Raw genomic sequence first — 10,425 nt, forward strand, 5'->3', positions numbered from 1 at the left:
GTCGAGGCCCGCACTTAGACCTGGTCGTCGTCATTCACCTCGTAGGTGAGGGTGAAGGACGCGGCCCTTATCTCCGTGACCCACAGCTCGATGTCCACCGGGTGGTGCCGGTGGACGAGCTGCCGCTTGTAGTCGATCTCATGGCGTGCCACCACGGCCCCCTGCTTGAAGTCCTTCTCCGGGCGGAACAGGAAGTCGATACGGGCTTCCTCCAGGTAGCGGAGGAACACCACGTTGTTGACGTGGCCGTACGCGTCCATGTCCGCCCAGCGCAGCGGGCAGCGGTAGATGTGCCGCAAGATCGATCAGCCCCGGGTCAGCTTCTTGTAGGTGGCGCGGTGCGGACGGGCGGCGTCCGGACCGAGCCGCTCGATCTTGTTCTTCTCGTAGGACTCGAAGTTGCCCTCGAACCAGAACCACTTGGACTCGCCCTCGTAGGCGAGGATGTGCGTGGCGACCCGGTCCAGGAACCACCGGTCGTGGGAGACGACCACGGCCGCGCCCGGGAACTCCAGCAGGGCGTTCTCGAGGCTGCCGAGGGTCTCGACGTCGAGGTCGTTGGTCGGCTCGTCGAGGAGCAGCAGGTTGCCGCCCTGCTTGAGGGTGAGCGCGAGGTTCAGACGGTTGCGCTCACCGCCGGAGAGCACCCCGGCCGGCTTCTGCTGGTCCGGCCCCTTGAACCCGAAGGCCGAGACGTAGGCACGCGACGGCATCTCGACCTGGCCGACGTTGATGTAGTCCAGCTCGTCGGAGACGACGGCCCACAGGGACTTCTTGGGGTCGATGTTCTCGCGGCTCTGGTCGACGTAGGAGATCTTGACGGTGTCGCCGACCTTGATGGCGCCGGAGTCCGGCTCCTCGATGCCCTGGATCATCTTGAACAGGGTGGTCTTGCCGGCGCCGTTCGGGCCGATGATCCCGACGATCCCGTTCCGCGGCAGCGTGAAGCTGAGGTCGTCGATGAGCAGCTTGTCGCCGAAGCCCTTGCTGAGGTTGCTGACCTCGACGACGACGTTGCCCAGGCGCGGCCCCGGCGGGATCTGGATCTCCTCGAAGTCCAGCTTCCGCATCTTGTCGGCCTCGGCGGCCATCTCCTCGTAGCGGGCCAGACGCGCCTTGGACTTGGCCTGCCGCCCCTTGGCGTTGGACCGCACCCACTCCAGCTCTTCCTTGAGCCGCTTCTGCCGCTTGGCGTCCTTCTGGCCCTCGACCTTGAGGCGGGCGGCCTTGGTCTCGAGGTACTTGGAGTAGTTGCCCTCGTAGGGGTAGAGGCGACCGCGGTCGACCTCGCAGATCCACTGGGCGACGTTGTCGAGGAAGTACCGGTCGTGGGTGACCGCGACGACGGTGCCGGGGTACTTGGCGAGGTGCTGCTCCAGCCAGTTCACCGACTCGGCGTCGAGGTGGTTGGTGGGCTCGTCGAGCAGCAGCAGGTCGGGCTGCTCCAGCAGCAGCTTGCACAGCGCGACGCGGCGGCGCTCACCACCGGACAGGTTGGTGACGGGCCAGTCGCCGGGCGGGCAGCCCAGGGCGTCCATGGCCTGCTCCAGCTGCGCCTCGAGGTCCCACGCGTTGGCGTGGTCGAGGTCCTCCTGAAGCTTGCCCATCTCGTTCATGAGCTCGTCGGTGTAGTCGGTCGCCATCTGCTCGGCGATCTCGTTGAACCGGTCGAGCTTGCCCTTGATCCCGGCGACACCCTCCTCGACATTCTCCAGGACGGTCTTGTCCTCGGTCAGCGGGGGCTCCTGGAGCAGGATGCCGACCGTGTAACCGGGAGTGAGGAAGGCGTCACCGTTGGACGGCTGCTCGATGCCGGCCATGATCTTCAGGATCGTCGACTTGCCGGCGCCGTTCGGGCCGACGACGCCGATCTTCGCCCCCGGCAGGAAGCTGGTCGTCACGTCGTCGAGGATCACCTTGTCGCCGTGCGCTTTGCGCGCCTTGCGCATGGTGTAAATGAACTCAGCCAAGAGAAACCGTCCGGCAGCTTGAAACTGGCAGTGGGCAGATACACCCCATCTTGCCGTACCGCCAGCCCTGGGCGGAAACGCGTATGAGGCGAGGGCTGTGACCTGGGGGTTCGTGGTGAGCGGCTGAGACTCGATGGTCACTGTCGGTCGCCGTTGGTCGGCCTCGGGCACCCTCGCACGGCCCAGAGACGGCCCAGGGATGATCACTCAATAGCAGCGTTGCACGGGGTTGGGGCACCGTCGCGACGTGAACGGCAGGACTGAGCTTGATCCGCTTTGACGGACATTCGAGATCAGGGGTTCAGCCTCGAGAGGATGTCCATCATGGAGAGCACGGGGAAGGACTCGGATCGCGGCTGTCAATACACCAGCCGGCAATTTGCCACCCTGGCCGCCCAGTTCGGCGTTCGGCTGCCGGTGGGCCGCACCGGTCAGTGCTGGGACTGTCAGTCTGTTGGCACCGGATCCCGCAAGGATTCGGTAGCCCCGGCCGTGACGGTCTGACTCTTGCTACGACCGACCCCACGGGTGTCCTGGCGTTGATCTGTCGACCGTCCGGCCGGGCATGCAGCAAGCGCTGCCGCCGGCCGGACGTGACCTGATAAGAGCCTGGAGCCACCTCGCCAAAAGCGTCCCCGTGACAGTCCTGTCCGTCCGACCGGCGACAGCGTGCACCTCACGCTACCGGCCGGAAGGAACTCGGTGAACACCAACGAGCAGCACACGTCCGGGCACGTCGTGATCGGCGTCGACACACACAAGCACGTGCACGTCGCGGCAGTCATGGACACCATCGGCGGAATCCTGGCGACATTGACGATCCCCACGGACGTCGGCGGATTCCACCAACTCCTGGACTGGGCAACCTCGTTCGGCAAGGTGCTGGCATTCGGGGTCGAGGGCACCGGATCCTACGGCGCCACCCTGGCCTCGTTCCTGCGCAGGGCTGGTCACAAGGTGGTCGAGGCCGGCCGGCCGGATCGACGGCTGCGGCGGATGAACGGAAAGTCCGACACCCTGGACGCCGAGAACGCCGCCCGCGCAGTTCTCGCCGGCTTCGCCACCGCCACTCCCAAGACGGCGGACGGCGAGGCCGAGATGTTCCGCCGGCTAAAGATCGCCCACGACCAGGCCGTCGAACAGCGCGCGGCCGCGATGGTCACCATGAAGGCGATGCTCGTCCACGCCCCCGATGGCCTGCGCCACGAGACCGCCGGCAAAACGCAGATTGCTCTGGCCCGGCAGCTGGCGGGTCTGCGTCCTCGACAACTGGAGGGCCCTGAGGACGCACTCCGTCACGCCCTGCGCACGCTGGCCAAGCGGTGGCAGTACCTCGAAGCCGAGGCCAAAGAGCTGACGAAGATGATCGATGACCTGGTGCACCGAGCCGCCCCGCAGTTACTCGAGCCGTTCGGCATCGGCGTGGACACAGCCGCGGAAATCCTCGTCGTGGTCGGGGACAACCCCGAGCGCATCAAGTCCGAAGCCGCACTCGCCAAACTCGCGGGCATCGCACCCGTGCCCACCGGCTCCGGAATGACCAGCGGCAGGCACCGCATCAACCACGGCGGCCATCGCCAGCTCAACGCCGCGATCTACCGCACCGTCATCGTCCGCATGAGATTCCACCAGCCCACGATCGACTACGTCGCTCGCCGAACCGCAGAGGGCAAGACGAAACGCGAGATCATCCGATGCCTCAAACGCTACGTGATCCGCGAGGTCTACCACCTCATCCGACCTGCCCCGAAGACGGTCTCTGCGGAGAGTTGACAACTATAGGAGCGTCAACGCGCTCGCCGAGTCGTTCTTCTCGACCATCAAACGTGAACTGCTCGGCACTTCTCCTCAGGCTGATCTCGCGAGCGGACTCTCCGAGGTGCCGTACCCGGCCGTAGCCGTGGCGGACCTCGGACTCTCAGCGGTCGTACTCCCCGCCGTACCGCGGCAGTTCGCGCGACGCACACTGGCTCCACGGAGTTCCGGTGTGGTGCGCGTCACAACGCCAGTTGGTTTGTTTACTTCTGATGGATGCGGCGGCATGCTGCATGTGATCACACCCCTTGGGGAAGGGGCGGGGTCAACGGGGGACGGGGAGTTGAACGACCGGTTCCTTCCGTTTGTTCGGTCGAAGTCGCCTGACCATTACATTCGAGGGCATTCGACTGCCGAATGCGGATCAACTCCGCCCTGTTTCGGTGGGGCGGTGAACGGGGAGCTATGAGTACCACCATGAGTAGCGAAGTATCCGGGGACGTGGGCGGATCGGGCGCCCGCACCAGGCGCAGGGCCGCTGAGGCCAGGTAGGCGTGCCCGCGCCGCGCGCCGCCTGACCGCCACCTGTCTGTCTCTGAGGTCTGTTTCCGACATCTGCCCTGACATCTGTCTCCGAGTCGGCTGCGCGTTCTTCCTTTTCCTTTCTCCCGGGTGTTTCGCCATGCCGGTGCCGTTGTGGTGTCATGTCGACTCCTTGCCTTCTCGGACATAAATCATCGAAACACACCGAAAGTCATCGCCAGAGGTCCATCCCGTGGCCCGTCTCGGCCATGCACTGGAAGCAGGTTCATGAAGTACTCGGTCATGCTCCCGTTCGTTCCAAGACGGCCCGAACAGGCTCTGCCGTTCGCCGGCCTGGTGAACTGGTCATCGGCGGCCCGCCTCTGGCAGGGCCAGGGGCTGCTGACGGAGGGGCACCACGTCTACAGCTATCTGGCCGGCGCCGGATTCCGGTTCCCGATCGGTTTCGGCGTCTCGCTCATGCCCTTCCGGCACCCCTACGACGCCGCCGTCCAGGCCCGTTCTCTCGCGCTGACCACGGGACAGCCGGTGGTCGCCGGATACGGACCGGGCGCGCTCCAGCTGCAACGCGCGGTCATGGGGCGGGAATACCGCAGCCAGTTGGGCGCCTGCCGGGAGTACCTGACCGCCCTGCGTAGGCTGCTCGACGGTGAAGTCGTGGACCAGCCCGGTGAGTTCTTCGAGGTCCACGGACAGCTCGAGCCCTACCCCGCGCCGCGCGTGGAGGTCGGCCTCGGAGTGCTGCGCAACGGATCGGCCCAGGTGGCGGGCGAGACGGCGGATGTCGCCATCACCTGGCTGACCCCGGCCGGGTACGTCGCCGGGACGCTCGCCCCGGCCATCGACGAGGGCGCGGCCCGCACCGGGCGGAAGCGCCCCCGCATCGTGGCGATCGTGCCCGTCGCCCTGGCCCGGGGCGACCGCGACCCGCTCGCCATCGCCCTGGCCAGCAACAAGGCCCATCTCTCCCTGCCGCACTACCAGAGCATGCTGCGGGCAGGCGGCCTGGACATCACCGGTGTCCCGGAGACGGACGTCAAGCAACTCATCGCGGGCGACGGCTTCCTGTACGGCGAGGAGGACGAGCTGGCCCGGAAGCTGGACGCCTACCGGCAGGTCGGCGTGGACGAGGTCGTGCTCAACGTGACCGGTGTCTCCGCCGTGCACGGACCGGAGGTCGCGGTGCGCGAACTCGCCGCGATCCTCCGGCACATGAGCGAGTACAAGGGCGAGACCGGGAACGAGTCCACGAGCGAGGAGCAGGTGTCGTGAACACTCACAAGCGTCATCTCATGTCCTGGGTGACCGGCCGCAGCTTCGGGCTCGACCTCCCGGAGTCCGGCGCCGCCACCGTCGTGGTGGAGCGGACCGAGGACGCGGCACGGCTGGCCGAGAGCGGCCTGCTGGGCCCGAAGACCGTCGTCTACACACCGGAAGAGGGTGCGCCCGGCGAAGCCCTCGAAGGTGCCTCCACGACGCGGATCGCCTACCGCGGCTCCTTCGTGGAGCCGGGTTCCGAGGTCCAGCTCGGCGACGCCTTCTTTCTGCAGATCCAGGCCTACAGCATCGCCGGGTTCCTCGCGCTGCTCGGTCCGACCGCTGTCCGCGTCTCCGACCAGGAAGACGTGGAGGCGTTTCTCGCGGACGCCGACGCGGCCCTTGAACAGGGCGTATGGTCCGACGTGATGACCAATCCGGCCGTGCAGCTCGCCGACGTGGTCGTGCTCGGCGGACACGCGCCGCTGGACGGACCGCGCCTGCGCCTGTACGTGGGCCGGGACCACCAGATGCGGCTGAGCCCGCTGGGCGCGGCGCTGGGCATGGCGGGAGACGCCCTGCCGGATGCGGGCGAGCTGCGACTCGGCGCGGAGCGGCTGCCCGGATCCCGGTCGAGCGTCGCCGCGGTGCGGGAGCGGCCGTGGCTCGGCAGGTACCACGCGGTGCTGCGGGCCCTGCAGGCGGCGCGGGCCCGCGGTCACGACGACGCGCAGGTCTCCGGCTTCGGCGTGCGCTTCGACGGCGACCTGCCCCTCGGGCCGGACGCGCCGGACCTCCGCGACGCGCTCGCCCCCGTGCTGCTGCGCTCCGGCGAGACCTTCCTCGTGCACGTCCCGGCCACGGGCGCGGACTTCCAGACCGACGGGGACACCGTCCGTGAGCTGGAACGTGCCCTGGTCACGCCCGAGGCGGCCGCGGAGCAGGCGCTGCGCTTCGTCGAGCGGTTCACCGCGCCGGCCGAGCCGGTGGGCGTATGAGCCCGGCGGCCTCCACGCCCGCGCCCGCCCTCTCCGCCGCCCTGCCCGCCGAACTGGCCGGATCCGCCGCGACGCAGGCCGTGGGGGCACTGCCGGCGGACACCGTCGTGTGCGACATGTACGACCCCGAGGGTGCCTCCGTTTACCACGACTTCACCCTGGGCGACGCGTCCGAAGTGCGCGACATCCTGCGGGAGGTCCGCGCCACCGACGGGCCCGTCCTGGAACTCGCCGCGGGCGCGGGCAGGTTGACGGTGCCGCTGCTGTCGCTGCGCCGCGACGTGACCGCGGTGGACCTGTCACCCGCGATGCTGGCGCTGCTGCGCGAGCGGCTGACCGCGCTGCCGGGCGCCCTGGCCGGACGGTGCGCCACCGTCCAGGCCGACATCACCGGCTACGTCGCCCCGGAGCCGGCCGGTGCGGCCGTCCTCGGCACCACCTCGGTCTCCCTGCTCACCGACGCCCAGCGGCGCGCGATGCTCCGCCGTACCCACGGCAACCTGCGGCCGGGCGGCGCCTTCGTCCTGACCACGGCGCAGATCAGCGAGGACGCCGCCGACCTGTCGGAACGCGTCTTCGACGTACCCGGAGCCTCCGGCACCGTCTACCGGGTCCACGACCTGGTCGCGCAGGACCGCGGTGGCCGCTACACGGTAGTGATCACGCCTGGCGGCGAGGGACCCCGCACCGTCTGCCACTCCTTCATCCGGGTGGTGCCGCCGGGAGAGCTGACCGCCGACCTGACCGCGGCCGGGTTCCGCGTCGAGTCCACCATCACCCTGCCGGGCGAGCGCTACACCAGCGTGCTCGTCCGTGCCGTCAGAGAGGAATGACCGTGGGAGACCTCTGGCCCATGATGATGCCGCTCAGCGACGCCGACGACGACGCGATCTGTGTGGTCGGCACCTCCGGTCACCGGATCACGTTCGCCGACGGCAACGAGGTCCTGTGCGGCACGAGCGGCCTGTGGAACGTCAACCTCGGCTACAACAACGAGGCGATCACCGGCGGGATCACCGAGGCGCTGCGCTCGGCGTCGTACGCGGGGGTCTTCCGGTACGAGAACGAACCCGCGCGCCGGGCCGCCGAGCGGCTCCGGGCGGCCAGTGCCCACGCGTTCGCGCGGGTGATCTTCTCGGTCTCCGGCGGCACGGCCAACGACCTGGTCATGAAGCTGGCCCGGCAGCACCACGAGCTGGGCGGCGAGCCGGCCCGCAAGATCGTCGTGGGGCTCAAGGACGGTTACCACGGGCTGACGTTCGGCGCGCACGCGCTCACCGGTGAGGACCTCGGCCAGCGCGGCTACGGCATCGACACCCGTCTGGTGCGGCATGTGGCGGCCAACGACGAGACCGAGTTGAAGGCGCTGTTCGCGGCCGTCGGCCGGCAGATCGCCGCCGTGGTCGTGGAGCCCGTCCTCGGCAACGGCGCCGTCGCTCTGGAACCCTCCTACGTGGCGCTGCTCGGCCGACTCGCCGACGAGAGCGGTGCGTTGCTGGTGGCTGACGAGGTCGCCACCGGCTTCGGCAGGACCGGCGAGATGTTCGCCAGCGACGCCTGGGACCGTGCTCCCGACATCCTCATCGCGTCCAAAGGCCTCACCAACGGCACGCTTCCCGCGTCCGCCCTGCTGGTGCGGGACACTGTGGCGGATCGTTTCCGCAGTACGGGTGCGGTTCTCCTGCACGGGGAGACCCAGGCCGGCACCGCGGTGACCGCGGCCGCGGTGCTCGCCACCCTGGACGAGTTCGAGCGGCTGGACGCCGTGAACCGGGGGCGGGAGGTGGGCCGTGCGCTCGCCGAGGCCCTCGCCGCCTGGCGGGAGGCCGACCCGGAGGTGCTGGACACCCGAGGCGCGGGCTGCTTCCGGGCCGTACGGCTGCGCGACCCGCTGGACGGCGACACCCCGCTGACACAGCGTCATGTGCCGGCGCTGGTCCGGGAGATCCGGCGGGCCGGGGCCCAGGTGCACGCGGGGCCGCACGGCATCCAGTTGATCCCGGCCCTGACCTACTCGGCCGCCGAGGTGACGGAGCTGGTGACGGCCGCCCGGGCCGGCGTCGCCGCCTGCACGGAACGCGTCCGTCGCCAGGGGCACGACGGGTTCGCCGCATGACGTCGTCGGGCGACCGGTGCGAGGTGGTCGACCGGCACGAGGTGATCAACCGGTGCCGTGTGCTCGACGGACTCGCCGCATTGCACGAGCGCATCGTGGAAAGCGGGGCCGCGACGACGGCCGTGGTGTACGACAAATCCCTCGCCGAAAATTCCGGATTTCTATTCCTTCAGGAATTGATCTCGTCCTCGGGTGCGAATATGATTGCTCTTGAGATCGACCGGATGGGGGACGTCGAGGATGCTCGCCGCATTGCACGTGAATTGCCGGTTGCTGAATGGGTGGTCGCATTCGGTGGCGGTTCTCTGATCGACGCCGTGAAATTGGCGACCGCGCTGACCGATCCGCTGGCCGCTCGTATCGTGTTCGCGGAACAGCGCAGTGGTTGGGTGCTGGGCCCGGACCGTGCGCGGCGGGCCGTGCTCGCCGCGGTGCCGACCACGATCGGCACCGCCGCCGAGGTGAGCGGGATCGCCAGCTTCACGGACGGTGCGGCCAAGCGCGCCTTCACCAGCGTCGCCCTGCAGCCGGATTTAGCCGTGCTGGACGCCCGGGCGACCGCCGGGATGCCGTACGAGGTCCTGCTGGAGGGGTGCATGGAGATCGTGCTGCGCTGCGTCGGTCCCGTGATCGGGGCCACGGGGCCACTCGGCGACACGGACCGAAGGGCCCTGCGGCTCGCCGCGGAGGCGGTCGCCGAGCTGACCCGGGTCCACCGCACGGGCGGGGCGGAACCGGAGGCGCGCAGGCGGCTGGCCCGGCTCAGCGTCGCCACTCAGGACAGCGCGTTGTTGCGGGACCGCGCCGCCTTCACCGTGAAGGCCTGGTTCCTCGCCAACAACCTCTCCCACCACCTCGGTGTGCGGAAGATGCAGGCACTGGCCAACCTGGTCCCCGCCTACTGGGACCGCCTGCACACCACCGCCGGCCTCGGATCGGCGGACCGGGCCCAGCAGGTCTGGGAGGTGTTGCGCGACGCGATTTCGTTCCCGGTCCCGGCGGAACCGGGAACGGGGTTCTCGCGGTGGCTCGACCGGCTCGGAATCGCGCCCCTCGACCCGATCGGCGAGGGCGACGTGGAACGCGTGACACGGTCGTGCGTCCGCATGTGGGGCGGCGGCCTCCCCATGCTCGCCGGAGTCGGCGCCGACGACATCCGTGACGTACTGCGCGGGGTTCGGACCGTATCCGCGCCCGAGAATTCCCGGAATTCCCAGGGCTTCGCGGACGGCGGGAGATGAGAAAACCCCACGCTCACTCAAGGGCATATAAGGATGCCCTCCGAAGACTCCCGTGCCTCCGCGCGGGTAAATTGCACAACGAAAAAGCTAGGGAAAGGACTCAGCGTGAACATGACGCTGGATGCGGGCCTCGTCGCCCACGAGAGCGATGTTCTGGAACTCGGTCTCCAGGAGCTCGAGACCCTCGAGGCTCCCGGCTGGTGGACGGGCGTCGGCGTCTCCGTCGGCGTCGTGTCGGCGAGCGCCGCGGCCTACGGCAGCTACGCGCTCACCGCCGCGACCATCGCGACCTGAGACCACCGCACGTTTCGCCCACCCCCCATACATAAAAGGAGAGGCAACGATGCAGAACGACCTGAGCAAGGACGCCGGTCTGGAGCTCGCGCTGCAGGAGCTGGAGACCCTGGAGGCCCCGGGCTTCTGGAGTGGCGTGTCGACCGGCTTCCAGGCGACCGCGGCCGTGGTCTCCGTCGCCGCGGCCTCCGCCGCGACCTACACGGCGATCTCCGCGATCACCACCTGATCGGCACCCCAGGGTCATAGTT

General features: G+C 68.9%; 10 protein-coding genes and 1 pseudogene. 9 read left to right on the plus strand and 2 right to left on the minus strand.

The annotated features are described in order from the left end of the window. Positions 1-17 precede the first annotated feature (17 nt). Together ABZ281_RS20950 and ettA are read right to left on the minus strand one after the other, a co-directional pair. Positions 18-299 (minus strand): annotated as a pseudogene (locus ABZ281_RS20950) (thioesterase family protein); the annotation flags it as partial. 6 nt (positions 300-305) lie between these two features. Then, positions 306-1,970: an energy-dependent translational throttle protein EttA gene (ettA, locus tag ABZ281_RS20955; RefSeq protein ID WP_356657536.1), complete on the minus strand. Its 1,665-nt coding sequence runs from the start codon at positions 1,968-1,970 to the stop codon at positions 306-308. A 315-nt stretch (positions 1,971-2,285) separates the two neighbouring features. Between ettA and ABZ281_RS20960 the strand changes: the two genes are divergently transcribed. From ABZ281_RS20960 to ABZ281_RS21000, 9 genes are all read left to right on the plus strand, one after another. After that, positions 2,286-2,474, plus strand: a complete 189-nt coding sequence (locus ABZ281_RS20960; RefSeq protein WP_356657554.1) for a hypothetical protein — start codon at positions 2,286-2,288, stop codon at positions 2,472-2,474. 198 nt (positions 2,475-2,672) lie between these two features. Continuing rightward, complete coding sequence (locus ABZ281_RS20965) at positions 2,673-3,743, plus strand: IS110 family transposase (protein WP_356657538.1); 1,071 nt, start codon at positions 2,673-2,675, stop codon at positions 3,741-3,743. Positions 3,744-4,535: 792 nt separating this feature from the next. After that, positions 4,536-5,540 carry an LLM class flavin-dependent oxidoreductase gene (locus ABZ281_RS20970; RefSeq protein WP_356657540.1) on the plus strand — a complete coding sequence of 335 codons (1,005 nt, stop codon included), beginning with the start codon at positions 4,536-4,538 and terminating at the stop codon, positions 5,538-5,540. Beyond that, complete coding sequence (mpaB, locus tag ABZ281_RS20975) at positions 5,537-6,523, plus strand: daptide biosynthesis RiPP recognition protein (RefSeq protein ID WP_356657542.1); 987 nt, start codon at positions 5,537-5,539, stop codon at positions 6,521-6,523. Before ABZ281_RS20970 ends, mpaB begins: the two co-directional genes overlap by 4 nt. After that, the gene (gene mpaM / locus ABZ281_RS20980; protein WP_356657544.1) at positions 6,520-7,356 is read left to right on the plus strand and encodes a daptide-type RiPP biosynthesis methyltransferase; all 837 of its coding nucleotides are present in this window, start codon (positions 6,520-6,522) and stop codon (positions 7,354-7,356) included. The genes mpaB and mpaM overlap by 4 nt, the downstream gene beginning before the upstream one ends. Then, positions 7,353-8,639, plus strand: coding sequence for a daptide-type RiPP biosynthesis aminotransferase (gene mpaD / locus ABZ281_RS20985; RefSeq protein ID WP_356657546.1), 1,287 nt, complete (start codon positions 7,353-7,355; stop codon positions 8,637-8,639). Before mpaM ends, mpaD begins: the two co-directional genes overlap by 4 nt. Continuing rightward, complete coding sequence (gene mpaC, locus ABZ281_RS20990) at positions 8,636-9,880, plus strand: daptide-type RiPP biosynthesis dehydogenase (RefSeq protein ID WP_356657548.1); 1,245 nt, start codon at positions 8,636-8,638, stop codon at positions 9,878-9,880. The genes mpaD and mpaC overlap by 4 nt, the downstream gene beginning before the upstream one ends. 111 nt (positions 9,881-9,991) lie before the next feature. Then, positions 9,992-10,174 (plus strand): daptide-type RiPP, encoded by a 183-nt coding sequence (locus tag ABZ281_RS20995; RefSeq protein WP_356657552.1) that lies wholly within the window; start codon positions 9,992-9,994, stop codon positions 10,172-10,174. Between the two features lie 49 nt (positions 10,175-10,223). Beyond that, positions 10,224-10,403 (plus strand): daptide-type RiPP, encoded by a 180-nt coding sequence (locus ABZ281_RS21000; protein WP_356657550.1) that lies wholly within the window; start codon positions 10,224-10,226, stop codon positions 10,401-10,403. Positions 10,404-10,425: the final 22 nt, after the last annotated feature.

The organism is Streptomyces sp. NPDC006265 (assembly GCF_040613555.1).
Lineage (GTDB): Bacteria > Actinomycetota > Actinomycetes > Streptomycetales > Streptomycetaceae > Streptomyces.

Coding starts and splice junctions, on each gene's coding strand:
- ABZ281_RS20995 (WP_356657552.1), top strand. CDS start 9,992: ATGACGCTGGATGCGGGCCTCGTCGCCCACGAGAGCGATGTTCTGGAA.
- mpaD (WP_356657546.1), top strand. CDS start 7,353: ATGACCGTGGGAGACCTCTGGCCCATGATGATGCCGCTCAGCGACGCC.
- ABZ281_RS20970 (WP_356657540.1), top strand. CDS start 4,536: ATGAAGTACTCGGTCATGCTCCCGTTCGTTCCAAGACGGCCCGAACAG.
- mpaC (WP_356657548.1), top strand. CDS start 8,636: ATGACGTCGTCGGGCGACCGGTGCGAGGTGGTCGACCGGCACGAGGTG.
- mpaM (WP_356657544.1), top strand. CDS start 6,520: ATGAGCCCGGCGGCCTCCACGCCCGCGCCCGCCCTCTCCGCCGCCCTG.
- ABZ281_RS20960 (WP_356657554.1), top strand. CDS start 2,286: ATGTCCATCATGGAGAGCACGGGGAAGGACTCGGATCGCGGCTGTCAA.
- ABZ281_RS21000 (WP_356657550.1), top strand. CDS start 10,224: ATGCAGAACGACCTGAGCAAGGACGCCGGTCTGGAGCTCGCGCTGCAG.